22 protein-coding genes and 1 pseudogene are annotated in these 21,479 nt (G+C 70.1%); 14 read left to right on the plus strand and 9 right to left on the minus strand.

Annotated elements, in window-relative coordinates; genetic code table 11:
- The first annotated feature begins 108 nt into the window (after positions 1-108).
- The 6 genes from MYF83_RS06145 (at position 109) to MYF83_RS06170 (ending at position 7,834) form a co-directional block, all read left to right on the plus strand.
- On the plus strand, positions 109-1,047 hold the full coding sequence (locus tag MYF83_RS06145; RefSeq protein ID WP_248959197.1) for a clavaminate synthase family protein: 939 nt from the start codon (positions 109-111) through the stop codon (positions 1,045-1,047).
- A gap of 399 nt (positions 1,048-1,446) precedes the next feature.
- Complete coding sequence (locus tag MYF83_RS06150; RefSeq protein ID WP_248959198.1) at positions 1,447-1,950, plus strand: MauE/DoxX family redox-associated membrane protein; 504 nt, start codon at positions 1,447-1,449, stop codon at positions 1,948-1,950.
- A 421-nt stretch (positions 1,951-2,371) separates the two neighbouring features.
- Entirely contained in the window at positions 2,372-3,688 is a 1,317-nt protein-coding gene (locus MYF83_RS06155; protein ID WP_248959199.1) for an ABC transporter substrate-binding protein, read from the plus strand.
- A gap of 14 nt (positions 3,689-3,702) precedes the next feature.
- A complete protein-coding gene (locus tag MYF83_RS06160; protein ID WP_248959200.1) occupies positions 3,703-4,632 on the plus strand; it encodes a carbohydrate ABC transporter permease in 930 nt (309 codons plus the stop codon).
- Positions 4,629-5,447 (plus strand): carbohydrate ABC transporter permease, encoded by an 819-nt coding sequence (locus MYF83_RS06165; RefSeq protein ID WP_248959201.1) that lies wholly within the window; start codon positions 4,629-4,631, stop codon positions 5,445-5,447. The genes MYF83_RS06160 and MYF83_RS06165 overlap by 4 nt, the downstream gene beginning before the upstream one ends.
- Positions 5,448-5,455: 8 nt before the next feature.
- Complete coding sequence (locus tag MYF83_RS06170; protein WP_248959202.1) at positions 5,456-7,834, plus strand: beta-xylosidase/alpha-l-arabinosidase; 2,379 nt, start codon at positions 5,456-5,458, stop codon at positions 7,832-7,834.
- A 387-nt stretch (positions 7,835-8,221) separates the two neighbouring features.
- On the opposite strand, the gene MYF83_RS06175 is transcribed toward MYF83_RS06170, so the two are convergent.
- The 5 genes from MYF83_RS06175 to MYF83_RS06195 form a co-directional block, all read right to left on the minus strand.
- Complete coding sequence (locus MYF83_RS06175; RefSeq protein WP_248959203.1) at positions 8,222-8,563, minus strand: HAD family hydrolase; 342 nt, start codon at positions 8,561-8,563, stop codon at positions 8,222-8,224.
- Positions 8,564-8,618: 55 nt separating this feature from the next.
- Positions 8,619-9,965, minus strand: coding sequence for a UDP-N-acetylglucosamine 1-carboxyvinyltransferase (murA, locus tag MYF83_RS06180; RefSeq protein WP_248959204.1), 1,347 nt, complete (start codon positions 9,963-9,965; stop codon positions 8,619-8,621).
- Positions 9,966-10,058: 93 nt separating this feature from the next.
- The gene (locus tag MYF83_RS06185; RefSeq protein ID WP_308201408.1) at positions 10,059-10,943 is read right to left on the minus strand and encodes a class II aldolase/adducin family protein; all 885 of its coding nucleotides are present in this window, start codon (positions 10,941-10,943) and stop codon (positions 10,059-10,061) included.
- Entirely contained in the window at positions 10,831-11,571 is a 741-nt protein-coding gene (locus MYF83_RS06190; RefSeq protein ID WP_248959206.1) for a GlgC family sugar phosphate nucleotidyltransferase, read from the minus strand. Before MYF83_RS06190 ends, MYF83_RS06185 begins: the two co-directional genes overlap by 113 nt.
- Positions 11,568-12,686: a glycosyltransferase family 4 protein gene (locus tag MYF83_RS06195; RefSeq protein ID WP_248959207.1), complete on the minus strand. Its 1,119-nt coding sequence runs from the start codon at positions 12,684-12,686 to the stop codon at positions 11,568-11,570. Before MYF83_RS06195 ends, MYF83_RS06190 begins: the two co-directional genes overlap by 4 nt.
- A gap of 213 nt (positions 12,687-12,899) precedes the next feature.
- Between MYF83_RS06195 and MYF83_RS06200 the strand changes: the two genes are divergently transcribed.
- Positions 12,900-13,478 (plus strand): hypothetical protein, encoded by a 579-nt coding sequence (locus tag MYF83_RS06200; RefSeq protein WP_248959208.1) that lies wholly within the window; start codon positions 12,900-12,902, stop codon positions 13,476-13,478.
- 13 nt (positions 13,479-13,491) lie between these two features.
- Here MYF83_RS06200 and MYF83_RS06205 read toward each other — a convergent pair whose 3' ends face one another.
- Positions 13,492-13,965 (minus strand): NUDIX domain-containing protein, encoded by a 474-nt coding sequence (locus MYF83_RS06205; RefSeq protein ID WP_248959209.1) that lies wholly within the window; start codon positions 13,963-13,965, stop codon positions 13,492-13,494.
- 114 nt (positions 13,966-14,079) lie between these two features.
- Between MYF83_RS06205 and MYF83_RS06210 the strand changes: the two are divergent.
- Positions 14,080-14,439: pseudogene (locus tag MYF83_RS06210) on the plus strand (helix-turn-helix domain-containing protein); the annotation flags it as partial.
- 240 nt (positions 14,440-14,679) lie between these two features.
- Here the strand turns inward: MYF83_RS06210 and MYF83_RS06215 are convergent.
- The gene (locus MYF83_RS06215; RefSeq protein WP_248959210.1) at positions 14,680-15,207 is read right to left on the minus strand and encodes a cysteine hydrolase family protein; all 528 of its coding nucleotides are present in this window, start codon (positions 15,205-15,207) and stop codon (positions 14,680-14,682) included.
- Here MYF83_RS06215 and MYF83_RS06220 point away from each other — a divergent pair.
- Positions 15,206-15,592, plus strand: coding sequence for a TetR/AcrR family transcriptional regulator (locus tag MYF83_RS06220; protein WP_248959211.1), 387 nt, complete (start codon positions 15,206-15,208; stop codon positions 15,590-15,592). The genes MYF83_RS06215 and MYF83_RS06220 overlap by 2 nt on opposite strands.
- Positions 15,593-15,714: 122 nt before the next feature.
- Here MYF83_RS06220 and MYF83_RS06225 read toward each other — a convergent pair whose 3' ends face one another.
- Entirely contained in the window at positions 15,715-15,885 is a 171-nt protein-coding gene (locus MYF83_RS06225; RefSeq protein WP_248959212.1) for a helix-turn-helix domain-containing protein, read from the minus strand.
- A 440-nt stretch (positions 15,886-16,325) separates the two neighbouring features.
- Between MYF83_RS06225 and MYF83_RS06230 the strand changes: the two genes are divergently transcribed.
- From MYF83_RS06230 to MYF83_RS06240, 4 genes are all read left to right on the plus strand, one after another.
- Entirely contained in the window at positions 16,326-17,744 is a 1,419-nt protein-coding gene (locus MYF83_RS06230; protein ID WP_248959213.1) for a pentapeptide repeat-containing protein, read from the plus strand.
- 131 nt (positions 17,745-17,875) lie between these two features.
- Positions 17,876-18,010, plus strand: a complete 135-nt coding sequence (locus tag MYF83_RS42455) for a hypothetical protein (protein WP_279339189.1) — start codon at positions 17,876-17,878, stop codon at positions 18,008-18,010.
- A 60-nt stretch (positions 18,011-18,070) separates the two neighbouring features.
- A complete protein-coding gene (locus tag MYF83_RS06235) occupies positions 18,071-18,937 on the plus strand; it encodes a sulfotransferase family protein (RefSeq protein ID WP_248959214.1) in 867 nt (288 codons plus the stop codon).
- A complete protein-coding gene (locus MYF83_RS06240) occupies positions 18,934-20,112 on the plus strand; it encodes a glycosyltransferase family 4 protein (protein WP_248959215.1) in 1,179 nt (392 codons plus the stop codon). The genes MYF83_RS06235 and MYF83_RS06240 overlap by 4 nt, the downstream gene beginning before the upstream one ends.
- Positions 20,113-20,124: 12 nt before the next feature.
- Here the strand turns inward: MYF83_RS06240 and MYF83_RS06245 are convergent, their stop codons facing one another.
- Complete coding sequence (locus MYF83_RS06245) at positions 20,125-20,325, minus strand: hypothetical protein (RefSeq protein ID WP_248959216.1); 201 nt, start codon at positions 20,323-20,325, stop codon at positions 20,125-20,127.
- Positions 20,326-20,519: 194 nt separating this feature from the next.
- Between MYF83_RS06245 and MYF83_RS06250 the strand changes: the two genes are divergently transcribed.
- Complete coding sequence (locus MYF83_RS06250) at positions 20,520-21,467, plus strand: PrsW family intramembrane metalloprotease (protein WP_248959217.1); 948 nt, start codon at positions 20,520-20,522, stop codon at positions 21,465-21,467.
- Positions 21,468-21,479 lie beyond the last annotated feature (12 nt).

Below are 21,479 nucleotides of genomic sequence, written 5' to 3' on the forward strand. Positions count from 1 at the left end.
GCCCGCATAAACCGACTGAATACGCTCTATGAGTGGCTTCGGCGCTATTCTTAGGAGAGTCAGTTGACAGTTCTGGCAACGGCGGAAAGCGCGACCGGGAGTCTCCGGTTGAGCGCTGCGGACGCCGATGAATTGCTGGCGATCGCCCGCACGGTCATCCGTCAGGTGCCGGGCGGCCGGATCGACGACCCGACCATGCTCGCGGCCTGCCGGCAGGCCGCCATGCTCATGCCGGCGTCCCTGCGCGGGACGCTGCGGGAGTTCCGCCGCGAGTCGGGGGAGCGCGGCGCGGCGCTGATCAGTAACCTTCCCGTCGACGAGCCGTCCCTGCCGAGCACCCCGGGAACGAGCACCTCGGTGCAGCGGTTCGGCACCGTCCCCGCCCTGCTGCTCATGATGATCGCCGCCGAGCTCGGCGAGCCGGTGGCCTTCAGGCCGGAGAAGTCGGGAGCCCTCGTACAGGACGTCGTGCCGGTGCAGGGCAAGGAGGACTTCCAGGGCAACGCCGGCTCGGTGCTGCTCAGCTTCCACAACGAGAACGCCTTCCACCCCTACAGGCCGGACTTCGTCATGCTCCTGTGCCTGCGAGCGGACCGGGACAGGGTCGCCGGACTGCGCACGGCGTGCGTCCGGGAGGTCCTGCCGCTGCTCAGCCGGGAGAGCAGGGCGGCGCTGAGCAGCCCGGACTTCGTGACGGCGGCTCCGCCGTCCTTCGGCACCGGGGGGAGCACCGCGCCGCACGCGGTCCTGTCGGGGGCGCCCGAGGACCCCGACATCCGCGTCGACTTCGCCGCCACCAAGCCGCTCGGGCCCGGCGCGGAGCAGGCGCTGGAGGAGCTGCGGGGGCTGTGCGAGAAGGTCGCGCACACGGTGGTCATGCACCCGGGCGACCTGGCGATCGTGGACAACCGGGTCGCGCTGCACGGGCGCACCGCGTTCCGTCCCCGGTACGACGGGGCTGACCGCTGGCTCCAGCGCACGTTCGTCCTGCAGGACTTCCGCCGGTCGCGGATCGGCCGTCTCGGCGACGGGCACGTCATCGACTGACCGGATCGCCGCCACCGGCCCTCGCCCTCCAGCCCCCTGCCCTCTACCCTCCTGCCCCTCTCGCCATGCCCGGCCACGGCCGCCGCACGCCCGGATCCCGGCCGCCGAGACCCTCCCGTTCGCGGGGGTGTCTCGGTCACGGGCCGGGAGCGTCTCGGTCTCGAGCCGGGGGGCATCAGAAAGTTTCACGGGTGCGCGCGGTGGCTCCTCGCGGCTTCAACGTCACGGTCCCGAACGGCGGCGCGCGCACGACGGCGTACGACATCTGGTGCGATGGCCACACCTACGAGATCATCGAAACAGCGGCGGGATGGACTTCCGCACCAACAGCTTTTCCGTGTCGGCGAGCTGACGCCCGCCGGACCCCGGGAAAACGGCGAGCGGCAGGCGGGTGGGCGTGTGGCGGGCTATGTGGAGATCGGGTGCCAGGTCCTGCTCGCCGCCGTGTTCGGCTGGTCCGCGGTGAGCAAGCTGGCCTCCCGCACGGCCTTCCGCCGGTTCGCCCGGTCGCTGGAGCCGCTGGTGCGGCGGACGACGCCGGTGGCGGCGGCGCTCGTCGCGGGTGAGCTCCTCACGCCGCCGTTGACGCTGCTCGCGCCGCTCGCCGGGTTCGCCCTGGCGAGCGGCATGCTCGCCGTGCTGAGCGCGGGCGTGCTCACCGTGGTGCGCCGCGGCCTGGCCGTGCGCTGCCGGTGCTTCGGCTCCGGGGACGCGCGGCTGGGCCCGCGTCACGTGGTCCGCAACCTGATCCTGCTCGCCATCGGCGTGCTCGGACTCCTCCTGGCCGCGCTGCCCGCCGCTTCCCCGGCCGACGCCGCGGGCGTCGCGCTCGCCGCCGTCGCCGGCCTCGCCGTGGCCGGCCTCGTCATCCGGTTCGAGGACCTCGTCGAGCTGTTCGCCTGACGGCCCGGTGATCTCATTCCCACGGTGTGCCATCAGGCATTTCGTGGGTTTCACGACGTTTTGCGGAAGCCGATAAGCTGACGCCCCCGAACTGCACCACCGCGGGGGCGCCGCCTGCGCGGGCCGCCGGAGAACGGCTGCAGTGCCCGCCTCTCACCCCTCGTTCCCGCGGTGTTTCGGCATGCCTACGGTCTCCCGAAAGTTTTCGGCGATGGCATGACCGCTCGTACCATCCCTCCGGGTGAAACCCCAACCGTGCTCTGCCGGGCATCTCCCATGCTCATGCGGGCACGGCCTCGCTGCGCGAATAACGGTTCGGTAGCTGTGCCGCAGGGCCGTTGACGCTGATCTCCACGCCCTCTACTGTCCACGATTACGGCAACTTTCGGAAACGGACTCGAAACTTTCGAGAGGCTCCACGATGAAGACACGGTTCACACGCACCGTCACCGGTACCGCGGTGCTGGCTCTGGGGCTCTCCCTGTCCGCCTGCGGAAGCAGCGACAGCGGAGGCACTGGCGCATCCCCCGCCGGAGAGGAATCCGGCCAGTTCCATGTCCTCGTCTACGGGGACGCCACCAACAAGGTGGAGAAGCAGATCGTCGACACCTTCAACAAGACCTCGAAGGTCAAGGCCGTCCTCGACACCATTCCGGGCGCGGACTACCAGCAGAAGCTCCAGACGATCATCAACACCGACCAGGCCCCGGACGTGTTCTTCAACTGGGGCGGGGGCAGCATCGCCCCCTTCGTGCGGGCGAACCTGCTGCTGCCGCTGGACGACTACATCGCCAAGGACCCCGGCCTGAAGAGCAACTTCCTGCCGTCGGTGTTCAACAGCGCGAGCGTGAACGGCAAGGCCTACGGCGTCCCGATGCGCGGCACCCAGCCCGTCATGCTGTTCAACAACAAGAAGGTCCTCGCCGACGCGGGCGTCACCCCGCCCACGACCTGGGACGAGCTCATCGCGGCGGTACAGAAGCTCAAGGCCAAGGGCGTCACCCCGATCGCGCTCGGCGGCGGGGACCAGTGGCCCACCCTGATGTGGTTCGAGTACGCCTACGACCGCATCGCCGGCCCCGAGCTGTTCCAGAAGGCCCTCGACGGTGACAAGCAGGCATGGGCCGGTGAGGACAGCAAGAAGGCGCTGACCATGCTGAAGCAGCTCATCGACACCGGCGCCTTCGGCGACAAGTTCGACTCCGTCAAGTTCACCGACCAGGGCTCCCCCACCCTGCTGGCAAACGGCAAGGCCGGCTTCGAGCTGATGGGCTCGTGGGAGTACGCCACGATCCAGGACTTCAACCTGAAGTTCGCGAAGAACGACCTCGGCTACACGAACTTCCCGTCCATCGCCGGCGGCAAGGGCGACCCGAACAACGTCGTCGGTAACACCAACAACTTCTACTCGGTGCTGAAGAAGACCAAGACGCCCAAGGCCGTCGGCGAGTTCCTGAAGCTCATGTACTCCGACGAGTTCGTCAAGGCGAGCTTGGCCATCGGCAACCTGCCGACCACGACCAACACCGAGAAGTTCCTGGACGCCGCCGACAACCCCGACTACCTGAAGTACCAGTTCAACCTGGTCAAGCAGGCGCCGTCGTTCCAGCTCTCCTGGGACCAGGCCTACCCGCCCAGCGGCATCGAGCCCATCCACCGGGCCGTTCAGCAGTTCTTCAGCGGCCAGATCGACGCCGACGGGTTCATCCAGGCCATGCAGGCCCTCCCCGCGGCCTGAGGTCCATCACCGACATGACGACCATCGCTCCAGCTGTGAGCGGCAGGCGGCGCACGAAAAGCCTGGGCAGCCTCGAAATGGGCCGCCCGGGCTTCGCCTGGGCCATACCCGCCACCTTGTTCTTCGGTCTCTTCGCGATCGTTCCGCTCATCCTCGTCGCCGTCCTCTCCTTCACCAGGTGGGACGGTCTGAGCTCGCCTGAGCTCGTCGGATTCGAGAACTGGTCCGCGCTGCTCGACGACCCCATCATGATCAAGAGTCTCTGGCTCAGCCTGCTGCTCACCGTGCTGGGCGTCGTGATCCAGACGCCGCTGAGCGTCCTGCTCGGCGTCTGGGCGGCCGGGCACCAGCGCAACCGGGCGATCCTCTCGGCGATCTACTTCATCCCGCTGCTGCTGTCGGCGACCGCGGTGTCCGTCCTGTGGCGGGCCCTGCTCGACCCGAACTTCGGCATCCCGGCACAGGCGTCCTGGCTGTTCGGCAACGGCAACCTCTTCGGCAAGCAGGCCACGGCCATCGGCGTCCTGGCCTTCGTGAGCACCTGGCAGTTCACGCCGTTCCACACCCTGATCTACCAGGGCGCCGCGCGGGCGATCCCCCGTGTCCTGTACCAGGCGGCGGAGATCGACGGCGCGTCGACGGTCCGGCAGTTCTGGAGCATCACGCTGCCGCAGCTGCGCAACAGCATGATCACCTCCATGATCCTGATGGTGGTCGGCGGCCTGACGACGTTCGACACCGTGCTGATCCTGACCCAGGGCGGCCCGGGGACCGACACCATGATCAGCGCCTATTACATGTACGAGAAGGGGTTTCGCAACTTCGAGTTCGGCGCGGCCTCGGCCATCGCGCTCGTCCTGGTCGTCGTCGCCACGCTCGTCTCTCTGGTCGTGGTGCGCGCCTCCGGTTACGACAAGATGCGCAGCACGCTGGAGGGCATGTGAGGCGCCGCCCCAACTACCTCGCCGGCCTGGGATCGGCCCTCTGGCTCTTCATCGTGGGTCTGCCGATCTACGTGCTGGTCATGGCCACTGTCCAGACGCGGTCAGGCTACGGGCAGAACGGTCCTCTGGGGTTCCCCGACGACTTCACCCTGTCCAACTTCTCCGACGTCTTCTCCGGCGGCTTCGGGCACTACTACCTGAACACGGTCATCGTCACCGCCTCGGTCGTCGGCATCGTGCTCCTGCTGGTGCCGCCGCTCGCGTACGCGATCGTGCGGAGCCGGAACAAGGTGATCTCGGCCGTGTTCCGGCTGTTCCTGCTGGGACTCGCCGTCCCGGCCCAGGCCGTGATCATCCCGGTGTTCTACGTCATCAGCACGGTCGGCCTGTACGACAACCTGATCGGCGTCATCCTGCCCACCGCCGCGTTCGCGCTGCCGGTCTCCACACTGGTCCTGTCCGGCGTGATGCGCGACATCACGCCCGAGCTGTTCGAGGCCATGGCGGTCGACGGCGCGACGCCGCGGCGGATGTTCTTCCAGCTCGTCCTCCCCCTGTCCAAGGGCGGGCTGTCGACGATCGCCGTCTTCTCCGCGCTGCAGGCGTGGAACGGGTTCCTGTTCCCGCTCATCCTCACCCAGTCCAACTCCACAAAGTTGATCACGATGGGGTTGTACGACTTCCAGACGCAGTACGGCATCAACATCCCTGGGCTGCTGGCCGCAGTGATCCTGTCGATGGTGCCCATCCTGCTCGTATATCTGTTCGCCCGTCGTGCCCTGGTACAGGGGCTCATGGGCGCCGGAGGAAAGTGATTCGAATCGTGGCCGTTGAGACAGACCCAGCCACCCCCATCGGGAACGACCCCGATCAGGACGCCGGCGCCCGCGCCGATGCCCTGATCACGCGGATGACCTTGGAAGAGAAGGTCGCACAGCTTTTCGGCGTCTGGGTCGGCGCCTCGGGCGAGGGTGGAGAGGTCGCGCCACACCAGCACGACATGGAAGAGGAGGTGGACCTGGACGCGCTGCTGCCGGACGGCCTCGGGCAGCTGACGCGCCCTTTCGGCACGGCTCCCGTGGACCCGGCCATCGGCGCGCTGTCCCTGCTCAGGACCCAGGAGCGGATCGCCGGCGCCAACCGCTTCGCGATCCCCGCCCTCGCCCATGAGGAGTGCCTGGCCGGTTTCGCCGCCTGGGGCGCCACGGCGTATCCCGTGCCGCTCTCGTGGGGGGCCACGTTCGATCCCGCGCTGATCCGCCGGATGGCGGGCCGCATCGGCGGCGACATGCGCTCCGTCGGGGTACACCAGGGGCTCGCCCCCGTGCTCGACGTGGTGCGGGACGCCCGGTGGGGGCGGGTCGAGGAGACCATCGGCGAGGACCCCTACCTGGTCGGCACCATCGCCACCGCCTACATCCAGGGCCTTGAGTCGGCGGGGATCGTCGCCACGCTCAAGCACTTCGCCGGCTACTCGGCCTCCGTGGCCGGGCGCAACCTCGCGCCGGTGGCAATGGGACCCCGTGAGCGCGCCGACGTGATGCTCGTGCCGTTCGAGATGGCGGTGCGCGAGAGCGGCGTGCGATCGGTCATGCACGCCTACACCGACACCGACGGGATGCCCGCGGCGGCCGACGAGTGGCTGCTGACCGGGCTGCTGCGCGACACGTGGGGCTTCGAGGGCACGGTGGTGGCCGACTACTTCGGCGTCGCCTTCCTCAAGACGCTGCACGGCGTGGCGGGGACCTGGGGCGAGGCCGCGGGCACCGCCCTCGCCGCCGGCGTGGACGTCGAGCTTCCCACCGTGAAGACGTTCGGGCGGCCCCTGCTGGACGCGGTCGCCGCCGGGGAGGTCCCCGAGGCCCTGATCGACCGCGCGCTGCGCCGCGTGCTCGTCCAGAAGGCGCAGCTCGGACTGCTCGACCCCGGCTGGAGTCCCGTCCCGGCGGGGCTGGCCGGCGCCGACCTGAGCGATCCCGAGGCGCTGCGCGGGACGATCGACCTGGACTCGGCCGCCAACCGGGAGATCGCCCGGCGGATCGCCGAGCAGGCCATCGTCCTGCTCGGCAACGATGGCACCCTGCCTCTGCGGAGTCCGGGGAAGATCGCGCTCATCGGCCCCAACGCCGACGACCCGCTGGCCGTACTCGGCTGCTACTCCTTCCCTGTCCACGTGGGCGTCCATCACCCCGAGGCGCCCAACGGCATCGGCCTGCCGACGCTGCGCGAGGCCCTCGCGGCCGAGTTCCCCGACGCCGAGATCGTCACCGCGCCCGGCGCCACCGTCGACGGCCCCGGCACCGCGGGCTTCGCCGAGGCGATCGAGGTCGCCCACGGCGCGGACGTCGTCGTGGCGGCGCTCGGCGACCGGGCCGGGCTGTTCGGGCGGGGCACGAGCGGGGAGGGCTGCGACGCGGAGTCCGCGGCGCTCCCCGGAGTGCAGCAGCAACTGCTCGACGCCCTCATCGGCACGGGGACGCCGGTGGTCACGACCCTCCTCGCCGGCCGGCCGTACGCGCTGGGCCGCGCCGTGGAGGACTCGGCCGCGATCGTCCAGTCGTTCTTCCCCGGCCAGGAGGGCACCTCGGCCATCACCGGTGTGCTGAGCGGCCGGGTCAACCCGTCCGGACGCCTGCCGGTGAGCATCCCGCGCCGGCCGGGCGTGCATCCGTCCACCTACCTGTCGGCGCGGCTGGCCCACGCCAGCGAGGTGTCCAACATCGACCCGACGCCGGCCTTCGGGTTCGGCCACGGCCTGACGTACACCACCTTCGAGTGGTCCGGCCTGGAGGTCGAGGGCGTGGAGACCGGCACGGACGGCGAGCTGCGCCTGGGCTTCAGGGTGCGCAACACCGGGGACCGCGAGGGCACCGAGGTCGTGCAGCTCTACTTCCACGACCCCGTCGCCTCCGTGGTGCAGCCGGTCCAGCGGCTGATCGGCTACGCGCGGGTGCCGCTCGGCCCGGGTGAGTCGAGCCGCGTGCGGGTCACCGTCCCGGCCGACGTCACCTCCTTCACCGGTCGCGACGGCCGGCGGATCGTCGAACCGGGAGAGCTGGAACTGCGCCTCGGCGCCTCCAGCACCGACCCGCGCCTCACCGCGACGGTGAGGCTCACCGGGCCGGTCCGCCAGGTGGACCACACCCGCCGCCTGCACGCCACCTTCACCGTGTCCGACGGAGCCGGAGCCGGAGGACGGTAGCGACGGGGCTGAACGTTTCGAATTACACAGTGACCGTGTTAGCGAGTCGGGCGCCGGCGTCCAGCTCGAGACGTTCGACCACCTGAACCACGCCGAGTACACCATCCTGTACGAGGTCGTCCCGGCCTGACGGTCCGCGCGGCGCGGTGGGGCGCCGGGGGTGTGCCCGTGACCCCGCCGCGTGCCTGTCCCGGCCGGTGGGCCCTCGGCATCACCGAAATTCAAGGCGCTCCGAATTCCCGGAATTCGGAGCGCCTTGAACGTTTTCATGACTTATAACTGGCTTTCTGCGGCTTATGTGGATGATTACCTGTTCGTGGCTCTGAGGGAAAGCTACGCTCGGGGCGCCGCATGGGGGTCATGCCGACGGGGGTCGCGATGGACGGCTTACGCGTGCGCCTGCTCGGAACGTCCTCGATGGTCGAAGGGGACAGACCGGTCCGGGCGGAGCCGGCAAGACGCGGCTGGCCATCGCCATCGGCGAACGCTCCGACGACCTTCCAGCCACGGCATGACCTGCTCGGGCTCACGGCTGGTGTGGATGAACACCGCGTGCCGCTCCATCAGCGAACGCAGGCTCTCGACCGCCCCCGGGACCGGCTCGTCGTAGATGCTGCCGTCGTCCCAGCCGCGCCGGTAGGCGTGGAGTACGCCGTCGAAGTCGACGCCGACCGTCCCGGCCCGTCTCGGCCGCCGACCCTGCTCGGCCCCGCGCTGCTCCTGGCCCATCGAGATCCTCCTGCGGTGCGGCTGCGCTGCCACCGGGTTGTTCCGGGCCGGTGGCCTAGCTCTCGGGGACGATCTCGATGTCAGCGCCGATGGAACGCAGTTTGCTCGCGACGTCGGCGTAGCCGCGTTCCAGGTATCGGGTGCCTCGGATCTCGCTGGTGCCCTCCGCGACCAAGGCCGCGAGCACGTAGGCGAAGCCGGCGCGCAGGTCGGGGATCTCCAGCGGCCCGCCGACCAGCGGGGTCGGCCCGATGACGACGGCCGAGTGTTCGTAGTCGCGCAGCGCGAACCGGCAGCCGCGGCCGCCCAGGCACGCGGTGTGCAAGGCGATGTTGGCGCCCATCGTGTTCAGTTGCCGGGTGTATCCGAAACGATCCTCGTAGATGGTCTCGTGCACGACCGAAGCGCCGTCGGCTTGGGTGAGCAGCACCACCAGGGGCTGCTGCCAGTCGGTCATGTACCCCGGATGCACATCGGTCTCGACCGGGATCGGCGACAGCTCGCGGGCCGCGAAGAACGCCAGCCCGCCAGGGGTGACCTCGAACTCGCCGCCGAGCTTGCGCAGATGGTTGAGGAACGTCGTCACGTGCTCCTGGACGGCGCCGACGACCTCGATGCGGCCGCCAGTGGCCACGGCCGCCGCCGCCCATGAGGCGACCTCGATGCGGTCAGGGAGCGTCTTGTGGGAGGCGCCGCGCAGCGAGTCGACGCCTTCGATGACGATCCTGCGGTCCACCTCGACCGACACCAGCGCCCCCATCTGCTGGAGGAACAGAATCAGGTCCATGATCTCGGGTTCGACGGCCGCGTTGTCGATGATCGTCGTGCCTTTGGCCAGGACGGCGGCGAGCAGAAGGTTCTCGGTCGCGCCGATCGACGGGAACGGCAGAGCGATGTGCGCGCCATGGATCCGGTCGGCGCGGACCTTCACGCTGCGGATCTGCTCGGTGATGTCGACGCCCATGGCGCGCAGCCCGGACAGGTGGAAGTCGATCGGGCGTTTGCCGATCCTGCAGCCGCCGGGAAGCGGCACGACGGTTTCGCCGGTGCGGTGCAGCAGCGGCCCCATCATCAGGATCGGGATGCGGTTGACCCCCGAGTACGCTTCGGACAACGACGGATTGGTGATCTTCGCTGTGGTGAGGCGCACCGACTGGTCGTCGAGCCATTCCACGTCGGTGCCGAGCTCGGTCAGCATGTCCAGCACGATGCCGACCTCCGCGATCCGCGGAACACCAGTCAGGGTGCACGGCTGATTGGTCAGCAGGGTGGCGACCATCTGTTTGGTCACCGCGTTCTTCGCCCCGGCCACCTGCACGGTGCCGGTCAGCGGACGCTGTCCGGTGATGCGGTAATAGTGGCGGTCGGTGGCCATGACCTGAGGTCCTCGCCGGTCGGTCACGCGGGTCTCACTTCCGTGATCGGAGTCTGGGCAGTAGGCGGGTGTTGCGTGCCCGGCGATTGAAGCAGACACGCAGCGGGGGCCGCCCGCGAATCAGGGCGGCCCCCGGTATGTGTCCGGTCGTCTTCCGGCGGAAGGGGTTAGGGTCGCGGGGAACAGCCGGTCGAGTTGGATACGGCCGCTGTCACCGCCCAGCACCGCCTGCAGCAGCGCGGTGCGCGCGGCCTCCTCGACGCGGGCGACGTTGTCGAACGCCTCGTCGGCGGACTTGGCGAACGCGAACAACCCGTGCCGGTACAACGTGAACGCCAGCCCGTGATGGGCCAGCTCGTGTCCCCGCGGGCCGAACACCTTCTCGATCTGCGGTTCGATGTGCTCCAGGTTCACCACGGCAGCGTCAGGGCGCGGGCTCATCCCGGCCGGCAGTTGCAGCGGACGCGGGTTGGCCAGGTAGTCGGCCTTGATCCTGGTGTCGTCGGCCGCGATGCACGGCACCTCGCCCAACATGTCCATCCGGTTGGTCAACGAGGGCACCGGCAGGCCGAGCGAGGCGAACGCCAGACTGTAGGGGGAGTGGGCGTGCAGACAGGCGTTCGCGTCGGGGAACCTCCGGTAGATCGCCAGGTGCGTGGTGGTCGCCGCCGCCCCGAGCCCGGCCGGCCGGTCGACGATGTCACCAGCGGGGGTCAGGGCGATGAAGTCCTTGACGGTCAGGTTCCACCGGTGGAACGCCGACCCGGCGCACGACATGAGGATGTTGCCGTCGGGCAGACGCATACTGAGCGCCCCACCGGACGGTTGAGCATGTCCCAGCGTTGCAGCTCCTCGGCCAGGGCCAGGAGTTCGCGGCGTTCGGCGGTGTACTTCACGGTTGGCCTCCAACGGCCTCAAGAGCGGAAGTGGGCGAGGGAATGTCGCGGCGCGGGGTGATCCGGACGGAGGCGGGGTCTGGGCGGGCGACGTGCGCGGCCGGCACAACGGCGCCGGCCGCGATGACACCGGGGTAGATCACGCTGTCGGCGCCGACCACCAGGCCGGGGCCGAGGGCGACGTGCATGCCGACGCGGGTCCGGTCGCCGATGATGGCGCCGAACTTCACCAGCCCGGTCCGGCACACCGACCCGTCGCCCAGCCGCACGGTGACCTCCCGGTCCGGGTGCCCCATGTCGGTGCACCACAGGTGCGTGGAGGCGACGACCACGGACGCCGACAGGTGGACGGCTTGCCCGACGATGCTGTACCCGACGCAGATTTGGTGGGCGAGCCGCGTGCCCTGGGCGACCACCGTGTTGGTGACCTCGCAGCCGAAGCCGACCTGCACGCCGGCTGACAGCACGCTGTGCCCCCGCACGGTCGCGTACTCGTGCACCGTGACGTCAGGGCCGATCACCACGTCGGGGCTGACCTTGGCGAGCGGCGAGATCGACGCGGTCGGATGGATCCGCCCCGGCCCGACGCGGTGCAGGGCCGTCGCGTAGGCGTCGCCGGCGAAGTCCCCCAGGTGGTTCAACGGCCGGTCCTCCAGCGCCGCCGCGACGCCCCACGCGGTCAGGAACGGATCCGCCGACAGGCCCGCCAGGTCGCCGAGCCGGGGGATCTGGCTCATGCGCCAGCCCCCACCAGCGCACGCGCCTGGTTGCTCACCTCATAGGCGAGGTGCAGGTATTCGGTGGCGCATCGGCCCGGGGTGAACCAGGCCAGGGCCCGATGCCGGGCGGCCTGCCCCATGGCGGCGAGCTCGCCCGGGTCGGTCTCGGCCGCCCAGTACAGGGCGTGCGCCAACCCGTCGGGGTCGGCGGGGTCGTACAACAGGCCCGTGATGCCGTCGAGCACGACTTCCGGACAGGCGCCGGCGTTCGGCATGACGGAGGGGGTGCCGCCGCCGGCGGCGTCGACGACGCACCGCCCGAACCCCTCGACCAGCACTGCGCCTGCCAGCACATCGGCCCGCGACAGGTGCTCCGACAGCTCGTCGACGTAGCCGTGACAGGTGAACGGCACGCCGAGTTCGTCGGCGAGGCGTTGCAGGTGTGCGCTGTCCTCGGCACCGTACACATCCAGCCGGGACCGGCCGGTGAGCAGCGGATGCGCGAGGGCGGCGATGATGTGGTCGAGCCGTTTCCAGGGCACTGCCCGCGCCACAGCGGCGACCCGCAGGACCGGCCCGCGCGGCGCCCGCTCGGGATGGACGGCCGGCACGGTCAGCCCATTGAGGATCACCTCGACAGGCGTGCCGGGCGGGGCCGCCTGGCGGATCGAGGCGGCCGAGGCCTCGCTGATGCCGACCCACCGCGCGACGCGGTGTAGCCGGTCCCATGGCCACGACCCGGGCGGATACTCCACCAGGCCCCCGCTGTTGGGGTCGATCACCCTCAACGGATGATCGGGCTGAATGATGCCGTGCACGACGGCCAGGACCGGCGCGGCACCGGCGTGGTGCAGGTCCACCAGGACCGTACGCTGCGTGGACACCAGCACCGTGCCGTGCCCGTCGCCCATCACCGCGGCGAGCTGCGCGCGGTACCCGGCGAGGTCGGCCACCTGCCGGACGTCGACGCCCGGGCGCGTCCCCAGGTAGGCCGGCCCGTCGCCGTGCCGCCACCACACCACGGCGACGTCCATGCCGAACCGGGCGAGATACTCGGCGACCTCCTCGATCGAGCGTTCGGCGCCGCCGCGGCCGGTGGCGACCCACGTCAAGACGATTCGCTGCAACCCCATCGCGTCTACTCCAGGGCTGTAGGCCGGGCTCCGCCGCCCGGCCGGGTGCGCTCACCATGTGGCAGGTGCGGGCGGCCGGCCAGAGCGAGCCGCTCGCACATCGGCCTCGGCCATCACCGGCACGCCCGCAACTGGTTCTCCACAGCGCAGGTCGCCGCGCAGGAGACCAACGACCGGGTCCTGAAATCGTGGGTGCGGGCGCGTGAGGCGACGGTGAGCCTCTACCATCACCAGCCCGCGCAGACCGCGCTCGCCCTAGCCGGCGAGGCGCGCCATTGGGCAGGGCAGGCTCCCTGCACCGGCGCCGCCCTCGCCGCCTCGACCGAGGCCCGCGCCTATGCCCGGCTCGGTGACGCGGCTCGCGCCCTGGAGGCGCTACGGCAGGCCGAGGAGATCGTCGACAAGCTGCCGCCGGCGCACCTGGAGAACTCCATCTACGGGTATCCGCGGCAGCAGATGGCATTTCACAAAGAGGCCACGCTGACCGCGATCGGCCGGCTGAAAGAGGCGGGAGAGGCCCAGACGGCAGCGCTCGCGCTGTATCCGGCGACCGAACACGTCAACCCCATGCTCATCCGGCTCGACCAGGCTTCGTGTCTCATCCGCGGGGGAGACCTCGCCAGCGGCTACCAGCTCGCGGCCCATCACCTCATGGCCACGCCCTCCGGCTACCGGACCCCTCTTGTGCTGTCACGTGCGCACGAGCTGCTCGACGTCTCCAACACCGGGCAGCGCGGGTCGCCGGCGTTCAACGACTACCGGGAGACGCTGCACAGCCTGGCGGCCGGGTGACCCGGCCCGGCGGTCACAAGGTGGGGTGGCTGTTCTCCAGGTAGGCGACCCCCCTTGCGCGAGCGGACATGCTCGCCCGGGCGCGGCGGGCTCGCTGCGGCGGCAGGTAGTCGTCGACGTCGGGCAGCGCGACGAGTTTCCATTCGCTGAGCTCCTCAGGCGGGAGCCTGATCTGCGGCAGCGCTGCCTCGTCGAACACCCCGCCATCGAAGATGAGGCGTAGCCCGCCGGGTTCCCCGGGACGTGCGCGCATCCAGTCGAAGCACAGCAGCCGCGGGGGCTGCGTCCAGACGAGGCCGAGTTCTTCTTTGATCTCCCGGACCGCGGCCTCCCACGGGGTCTCTCCGGCGTCGACCATTCCGCCGGGGAATTCCCACAACGGTTTATAGGTCGGCTTGACGAGCAGGAGCCGTCCGGCCTCGTCGGTGATCAGTAGTCCGACTGCTGCCGGCTGGCGAGAGAAATCATTACCTTCTGCGACGCTCATACACAAACCGTAACCGAGGGGGCTCTGGGGTGTTGTGCGCCTGAAATCTGTCCGATAATTTTTTATCCTGATGCGTATGGGGCATCCAGGTCCGTCTGCGGTACCGATGCTCAGGTGGTAAGGGAACTCGGTATGAGCGTGGCGACGGTCCGCCGGTGGCGAACCGCCTTTGCCCAAGGCGGGACCGACGCCCTGCTGGACAGGCCCCGGACGGGGCGGCCGAAGGCTGAGCTGACGGTGAGCGATGAGGAACGCGCGACGTTGCAGCGATGGGCACGCCGGGCGAAGTCCTCGCAGGTCCTGGCGATGCGCTCGCAGATCGTTCTGGCGTGCGCGGAGGGAAAGGACAACAAGCAGATCGCCGCGGAGTTGCGGGTCCACCCCGACACGGTGTCCAAGTGGCGTACCCGGTTCCTGCGGCTGAGGCTGGAGTGGCTGATGGACGAGCAGCGGCCGGGCCGGCCGCCGTCCATCAGCCTGGACCAGGTCGAGCAGGTCGTGGTGGCGACGCTGGAGCAGACCCCCAAGGACGCCTGTCGACGAATTTCTGGCGCGGGACACTTACTTAGGGCCTGTTCCGAGTCCCGATCATCGGGATGTGTCGTTCGTCCTTGCGAGAGGTCATGGCCTCGCCGGCCGACCGGGCCACGAGTTGGTTACGCGCGGCCGCATCCCGGTTCTGGTCGAGTGACGCCATGCCGAGTGCGGGCACCGTCAGCGTGCCGCCACCCAGTCGGCCACGGTCGTGACATCCGCCTGGTGGGGGGACACCTTCTCCGTGAGCACCCGATGCACCTCCGGGTCGGCGTCGAGGCATCCGTCGGCCAGGACGGTGAGGCCGAAGTCCAGGTCGGCCGCCTGGCGCAAGGTGGACAGCACGACGCCGCTCGTGGCGATGCCGGTGAGGACGAGGTGATCGATGTCGCCGGCCCGCAGAACCATGTCGAGGTCGCTGCCGGCGAAGGCGCTGACGCGTCGCTTGGTGACGAGGATGTCGCCGGGTTCGGGTGCCACGTCCGGATGGGCCCGGGTGGCTTGGCCGCCGCCGGCCGCTCCCGTGGTGCCCGGGAGCGCACCGAACATCTTGTTGCGGGTGCTGACCTCCGGGTACCCGGAGCGGAACCCGACGACCACATAGATCACGGGAAGGCCGCCCGCCCGGGCGGCGCCGATCGCCTCGCGCAGGCGCGGCAGGTAGGCGGGATCGGGGTAGCGGTCGACGACGACGCTTTGGACATCCATGACGGGGGGTGCAGGCGAGTTCCCCCGAGACCGTGCCGCCCTCGCCGAGGCCCTCAGCCACCAATTGTCGGCCGGTGCCTGGCCGGAATTCGGCGAGCACCCGGTGCTGATGTTGTTGCGCGTCTCCGGCGACGAAGGGGTGGACAGCCTGCGCAGACAGGCCCTGCAGGACTTCAGCCGACAGGTGCTCCAAGCCTCGGGCACGCGGCCGGCGCAGGACGACGACGAACGCCTGCTGAGGGCGGAACTCCTGGTCGCGCTGGGCGTCGGCGTCGCCGTCATACGGTCCGCCGTCGGTCTGCAGCCCTTGCGCGACGCGACATCCGACGATCTGATCGGCCCGCTTCGCGATGTCGTCGACATCCTGCTCGCGCCCCCACACTGATCGATCCCGAGCCCGCTCCGCCAATGCGAACAAGCCCGCGAACGTTCGTGGGCACCGCACCGGTGAAGCGGCCGCGACGGGCGCGCCCGGTGATGGAGGGGAGTGCGCCACCGTGGGGCGGATCAGTTCGCTTCGGCGAGCGGGCGGCCGGACACCGCTCCGGCGCGGTGCCGGAGGGCGTCGAGATCCCGGATGATGATCTCCCGGCGGCCGGTCTCGATCCAGCCGCGGTCACGCAGGACGCGCAGCGCCTTGGCGGTCGCGATCCGGGACGATCCCGTCCACCCGGCCAACTCCTGCTGCGACAGCGGAAGCGTGATCCTCAGCCCCGGCGGGACACCGCGCGCCGAACCGGCCGGCGAGCTCGACCAGCCGCCGCACCACCCGCCCGAGCATGTCGCAGGAGCTGAACTCCACGAGCTTCTCCTCGGCGTCGCGCAGGCGCCGGCCCAGCAACTCCAGCCAGCTCCGCTTCCCACCCGTCCACAGCCGCCCCCCTCTACCTGAGCCCGGCCCCCTGAGCCCGCTGAGCCCGCGTGCTCCCTGGGCCCCTGAGCATGACGGTCGCCGCGTCAGCGCATCGTTTGCCTGTCGTTAGCGGCAGGCGGTGCCGCGTCGTGCCGAGGCGCCGGGCCGGGCGGTCCACCCGGTTCCGCTGGAGCATGCCGGGCGTATGTGTTGAAGTTCGACCATGAGACAGCGCTGGTGGAGGGCGAAGCGTAGGACGGTCGGCATGATCTCGACGGTCGCGGCCATGGTGGCGGTGGCCGGGGCGGTCCTCGCGGGGCTGCTGGGAGCGCCCGACATCGTGGCCTACGTGCCGGTGTCCGGGGTGCTCGCGCTTGCGGCCGTGGTGCTGGCCGGAACGGGCATGGGCCTGGCCAGGGGCCTGGACGGGAGCGCCGGCCGGGTCTCGTTGCGCGTCCTGTCCTGGTGGTGGGTCCTCGGCGGCGTCGTGCTCATCGTCGTATCCATGTGGAGCGCCACGGCGGTGCTGCTGTACCTCGCGGACACGGCCCCTGACCCGGCACGGCGCGTCGAGCTGCGGCTGGAGGCCGTGAAGACCGGACTGACCGTGGGCGCCGGCGCCGCCGGGCTGGTGGCGCTCCTCCTCGGCGTCCGCCGCCAGTGGCTGGGGGAGCGCACCCAGGCCTACCAGCAGTACGACGCCGACGAGAAGCGCGTGACCGAGCTCTACACCAAGGCGACCGACCAGCTCGGGCATGACAAGGCCGCCGTACGCCTGGCGGGGCTGTACGCCCTGGAGCGCGTCGCCCAGAACAACCCCGAACACCGCCAGACGGTCGTCGACGTGATCTGCGCCTACCTCCGCATGCCTCCTATCCGGGCCGGATTCCCGCAGGGGGAACCGGCGGAACAGGCGGAGCATCTCCTCCTCGCCGGCCGTGAGGAGGAGATCATGAATCTCATCGACCCGCAGGAGCTGCAGGTCCGCACCACGGCGCAGCGGATCCTCGGCAACCACCTGCGCTGGAGCAGGTCCGACCCGTCGCCGCCCGCCGCCTTCTGGCCGGACATGGACCTGGACCTGACGAGCGCATGGCTCGTGAAACTCGATTTCTGGGAGTGCCGCATGCGCGCGGCGGGCTTCGGCGGGGTCACGTTCGAGGGGTTGGCCCGCTTCGACGGCTCCACGTTCTCGGGACGGACGGTCTTCGGGGGAGCCGTCTTCACCGGCAAGGCGGCCTGGGGCGACGCCAACTACAAGGCGGGCTTCGAGAATGTGGTGTTCGAGGAGGGGGCGATATTCCGGGAGACCGTCTTCGCCCTCCGGGCGGATTTCAGGAGCGTCACGTTCGAGAAGGAGGCGATCTTCAGCCGGACGGTGTTCAAGAACCGGGCGCTCTTCCGGGCGGCCGCCTTCGCCGGGGACGCGGTCTTCGGCGGAGCCGCCTTCAAGGACGAGGCCGTCTTCCGGCAGGCGCGCTTCGACGGCGGGGCGTCGTTCCAGGAGGCCGCGTTCGCCACCACCCCGGCCCTGTGGGAGGCCACGGCCCGGGCCGTCCCCGGCACCGGACGATCATGGCCCGAAGGCTGGCAGGAGGCAACCGGCCCCGACGGCCCGGCATCCACGATCCTGGTCCACGGAAACCGAGGTGGCGAACCACCGGAGGGCGACCACTCGTCCTAGCAGATGGGGCGGCAATACAGTGGTGTTGTAGGTGTCCCGTGCCGGGAGACCGTTGCGGGGCGCGGTGAGGTAGCACGGCAGGGGGAGCGGATCACGCTCGGAGACGGCACTTCAGCGTCGAGGAGCGCGCCGTGCTGATGATGATGACCAACCAGCTCGGCCTGGCCGTGGCGCGGGCACAGCTTGGCGAGAGCGAGCGGGCCCTCGCGCCTCGCCGGCGGTCGAGCCGGCAGGCCGCGCGTGACGTCACGGTGATGTTCAGGTAGCTCACAGTTAATTGCCAGGGAAACTAGGTAGCCTGCTGCGGCATGACGTGGCAGCGGAGGATGCACAGCGCCCTGAGTAAGTATACCGGAATCCAGATCAAACGGGTAGGGAAACCCGGTCATGTCCCGGCCGGAGTCGCCGCCCCGGCCCCCGGCGACCTGGTCCGGCCTCCGGCGGACCCGCGAGCCGACCGGCTGCTGACCGCCCCCATTTTCGTCATCTCCCCGGTGCGTTCGGGCTCCACCTTGCTGCGCGCGATGCTGAACGCCCATCCCGACCTGCACGCTCCGCACGAGCTGCACGTCCGCCGGCTCAGCGTGGGCTTCGGCACGCCGCTGGCGGAGAAGGCCATGGCGGCGCTCGGCCACAACCAGGCCGACCTCGAGCACCTGCTGTGGGACCGTGTGCTGCACCGGGAGCTGGCGCGAAGCGGCAAGCGGTTCATCGTCGACAAGACCCCGGCCAACGCCTTCGCCTACAAGCGCATCGCCACCTGCTGGCCCGACGCCAGGTTCGTCTTCCTTCTCCGGCACCCCGCGTCCATCGCGACCTCCTGGCATGAGGCCAGCCCGGACAGGAGGACCCCGGAGGAGGCCGCGACCGACGCCCTGCGCTACATGAAGGCGGTGCAGCGGGCCAGGGCCGCGCTGCCGGGCCTCACCGTGCGGTACGAGGACCTGACCTCGGCCCCCGAGCCGGAGACCCGCTCGATCTGCGCGTTCCTCGACATTCCCTGGGATCCCGCGATGCTCTCCTACGGCGAGCCCGGCGTGCTGCAGAAGGGGCTCGGCGACTGGAAGGACAAGATCCGCTCCGGCAGCGTCCAACCAGGGCGCGAGCTTCCAGGTCCGGAGGAGATCCCCGAGCCGCTACGGCCGATGTGCGCGAGCTGGGGTTACCTTCCCGGAGCGGCGGGATCGGCGTGAAGATCCGTTACCTGATTCTGCACGCGTACGGCATGGGCGGCACGATCCGCACCGTGCTCAACCAGGCCGGCGCGATGGCCGCGTATGGTCACGACGTGGAGGTCGTGAGCGTGGTGCGCCGCCGTGACGACCCCCAGTTCCCCCTTGACCCGCGCGTCCGGCTGACCGCGCTGGTGGACCAGCGAGACGGCGTCCAACCCGACTCGCTCGGCCGGCGGGCATGGCGGAGGCTGCGCGGCAAGATCGTCCCGGTCGGCGAGTTCGCCGCGGGCTACTTCACCGAGCCCGTCGAACGGGCCGTCATCGACTACGTCTCGCAGCTGCGGGACGGGGTCCTGGTCACCACGCGGCCGGCGCTCAACCTCATCTCCGCCCGGCGGGCGCACAAGAGCGTGATCCGGGTCGCGCAGGAGCACATGAACCTCGCCGCCTACCCCGGCACCGTCCGCGAGGAGATCGCCCGGTACTACTCCCGGTTCGACGCGATCGCCGCCCTGACCAGGACCAGCCGGATCGAATACCAGCGCCTCCTGCCGCACAGCGCGATCGTCCGCATCCCCAACGCCGTCCACACCGACGATCCCAAGCCCTCCACCCAGGAGAACCCCGTCGTGGTGGCCGCGGGCAGGCTCGTCCCGCAGAAGGGGTTCGACCTGCTGATCCCGGCGTTCAGCCAGGTGGCCCGCCGGCATCCGGAGTGGCGGCTGCGCATCTTCGGCACCGGCGCCCAGAAGGCCCCGCTGCGGAAGCTCATCGACGAGCACGGCATGGCCGGCCACGTCACCTTGATGGGCCGCACGAAGAACCTGCAGGACGAGCTGGCGGACTCCTCGATCTACGCGCTCAGCTCCCGCTTCGAGGGCCTGCCCATGGTGATGATCGAGGCGATGAGCCATGCGCTGCCGATCGCCGCCTTCGACTGCCCGACCGGGCCGGCGGACGTGCTCACCGACGAGGCCGACGGGCTCCTGGTGCCGCCCGAGGACGTCGACGGGCTGGCCGCCGCCCTGCTCCGCCTCGTCGAGGACCGTGACCTGCGGCTGCGGATGGGGGCCGCGGCCGCCATGACCTCCGGCGACTACGCCCCGGAGGTCGTCATGCCGCTGTGGGAGCACCTTTTCGACGAGCTGCACGGCGGATGGCCGGTCAAGGGCGGCCTCTGGACCGCCTGCTGAGGCTCGGGGCGATCACTCGAAGTCGTCGGGGTTGAGCTCCTTCAACCGCTTCCACTCGGCGTCGGTGATCTCCTCGTCCGGCCCTGGCGTGGCGCCCCCGGGCCGCGCGGAGGCCTCCTCTTCCGCGGAGGTCAAGGGCGCCCCGGCCGCCTCCCCGGCACCGCCGCGCTCGACGCGCCGCCCTGATTCCTCATCTCCGGATGGTGTGCTCATGTCGTCCCCCTCGATCGATCGACATTGACACGAAACCGTCCCGTATGGGCGGGCGTACCCCCGGGGAATGTCCCTACACGGCCCGGCCGCCGTCCGAAACGGTTCTCACCTGCCGTCAGGGCCGGTTGCCACCGGTCGCGCGGGGTAGGGGTAAAGGCCGATCGAAGTCACCCGCCCCGGCACGAGGAGGACCGATGACGACCTCCGGCACCCGCCTCAGACCTCCCGCGCGGCGTTCATGGCTGCGCATCCTGCTCACCGGCCTGGTGCTGTGGCTGCTGACCGTGACGATCACCTTCCTGACCGCCAACCCCAACCTGATCCCGACCCTGGTGCTGCTCGGCAGCTTCCTGGTGCCCGTGACCTTCGTCGTGTGGGCCTTCGAGCGCCGCGACACCGGGGAGCTGACCCCGACGCTGGTGTTCAGCACCTTCCTCACCGGGGGCGTGCTGGGCGTCCTCGGGGCGTCCGTCCTGGAGTCCTACCTGCTCCGCCCCTCGCCGTGGCTGTTCGTCGGGGTCGGGTTGATCGAGGAGGCGGTGAAGCTGCTGGCGCTGGCCTTCCTCACCCGCCATCTGGCCGACAAGTCCGTGCGCGACGGCGTGATCCTCGGGGCGGCCGTGGGCTTCGGGTTCGCCGCCTTCGAATCGGCCGGGTACGCCTTCACCGCGCTCTTCACCGTCAAAGGGCTGTCGTTGATGCAGTTGGTGCAGACCGAGGTGCTGCGCGGGCTGCTCGCTCCGGTCGGGCACGGGCTGTGGACGGCGATCCTCGGCGGCGTGCTGTTCAGCGCCAGCACCCGGGACCATTTCCTGATCACCGGCCGGCTGGTGCTGACCTATCTGGGGGTCTCCGCACTGCACGCCCTGTGGGACTCCATGCATTCCATCGCGTTGGTCGTCATGCTGCTGCTCACCAGCACGCCTGGCCAGCTGGACCTGCTGCGGCAGGGCTGGGTGCCCAATCCCACCCCGGCCCAGCTCCAGTCGTTCACCGTCCTGTACTGGGCGGGGCTCGCCCTGACCTCGGTGATCGGCCTGGCCTGGCTGTTCGGGCTGTGGCGCTCGACCCGCCGCGTCCGCCGTGTGCCGCCGGCCTGGCGCATCCCCACCGGCGGCATGCCACCTCCCAGGGGCCGCTGAGCCCTCGTCGAA

The sequence above is a fragment of the Sphaerisporangium perillae genome, assembly GCF_023276435.1.
Taxonomy (GTDB): domain Bacteria; phylum Actinomycetota; class Actinomycetes; order Streptosporangiales; family Streptosporangiaceae; genus Sphaerisporangium; species Sphaerisporangium perillae.

What these genes read in the sequence shown, in the direction of transcription:
- MYF83_RS06155 (WP_248959199.1), top strand. Translation starts at nt 2,372, where the DNA reads ATGAAGACACGGTTCACACGCACCGTCACCGGTACCGCGGTGCTGGCT.
- MYF83_RS06160 (WP_248959200.1), top strand. Translation starts at nt 3,703, where the DNA reads ATGACGACCATCGCTCCAGCTGTGAGCGGCAGGCGGCGCACGAAAAGC.
- MYF83_RS06175 (WP_248959203.1), bottom strand. Translation starts at nt 8,563, where the DNA reads ATGGGCCAGGAGCAGCGCGGGGCCGAGCAGGGTCGGCGGCCGAGACGG.
- MYF83_RS06190 (WP_248959206.1), bottom strand. Translation starts at nt 11,571, where the DNA reads ATGAGCCAGATCCCCCGGCTCGGCGACCTGGCGGGCCTGTCGGCGGAT.
- MYF83_RS06195 (WP_248959207.1), bottom strand. Translation starts at nt 12,686, where the DNA reads ATGGGGTTGCAGCGAATCGTCTTGACGTGGGTCGCCACCGGCCGCGGC.
- MYF83_RS06205 (WP_248959209.1), bottom strand. Translation starts at nt 13,965, where the DNA reads ATGAGCGTCGCAGAAGGTAATGATTTCTCTCGCCAGCCGGCAGCAGTC.
- MYF83_RS06220 (WP_248959211.1), top strand. Translation starts at nt 15,206, where the DNA reads ATGACGGGGGGTGCAGGCGAGTTCCCCCGAGACCGTGCCGCCCTCGCC.
- MYF83_RS06215 (WP_248959210.1), bottom strand. Translation starts at nt 15,207, where the DNA reads ATGGATGTCCAAAGCGTCGTCGTCGACCGCTACCCCGATCCCGCCTAC.
- MYF83_RS06230 (WP_248959213.1), top strand. Translation starts at nt 16,326, where the DNA reads ATGATCTCGACGGTCGCGGCCATGGTGGCGGTGGCCGGGGCGGTCCTC.
- MYF83_RS06235 (WP_248959214.1), top strand. Translation starts at nt 18,071, where the DNA reads ATGCACAGCGCCCTGAGTAAGTATACCGGAATCCAGATCAAACGGGTA.
- MYF83_RS06245 (WP_248959216.1), bottom strand. Translation starts at nt 20,325, where the DNA reads ATGAGCACACCATCCGGAGATGAGGAATCAGGGCGGCGCGTCGAGCGC.
- MYF83_RS06250 (WP_248959217.1), top strand. Translation starts at nt 20,520, where the DNA reads ATGACGACCTCCGGCACCCGCCTCAGACCTCCCGCGCGGCGTTCATGG.